Source organism: Rhodococcus sp. T2V, from assembly GCF_029269925.1.
GTDB lineage: Bacteria > Actinomycetota > Actinomycetes > Mycobacteriales > Mycobacteriaceae > Rhodococcus_F > Rhodococcus_F koreensis.
The window spans coordinates 1-452 of record NZ_JARJBD010000409.1 but is presented as its reverse complement, the minus strand read 5'-3'; the positions used below and the strand labels follow the sequence as shown (position 1 = coordinate 452).

The 452-nt window shown below is 64.4% G+C and carries 1 pseudogene; it reads right to left on the bottom strand.

The window, feature by feature from the left end:
• Positions 1 to 452 (bottom strand): annotated as a pseudogene (locus tag P3H15_RS54615) (hypothetical protein); the annotation flags it as partial.

Genomic DNA, 452 nt, shown 5'->3' with positions numbered 1-452 from the left:
CGAAGGCGTTGTCGAGTGCGGTGAACCCGAGCCCGGCTCTCGCCGCCTGACGCTGGGCCCAATGGTGGCCGTTGATGCACAGTTTGGCGTTATAGGGGAAGTACGAGCAGAACTTGAGGAAGAACGGGCCGAAGTCCGCGTCGACGCAATAGAAGTAGTAGTGGTTGACCACGCCGGTGGACTTGACGATCCACGGATAACTCTTGCCGTCGGCGTCGCGGCGCTTCTCGGTGCGGAACAACGGTGTCCTTTCCTGGGCCCGGCCGACGAACACCACTCCTTCCGGTGCGGTGAACTGCTCGAGGTACTCGTGCATGACGTCGTCCTTGCGCTGACCCTTGACGAAGTCGACCCACGGGATGTGTCGGGTGTCGGCGAAGCGGTGCACCGCCGCCGAGAAGCGGTCGGTGATCCTGGCGAGCGGGGCGGTGGAGGCGACCGGCAACCCGAGC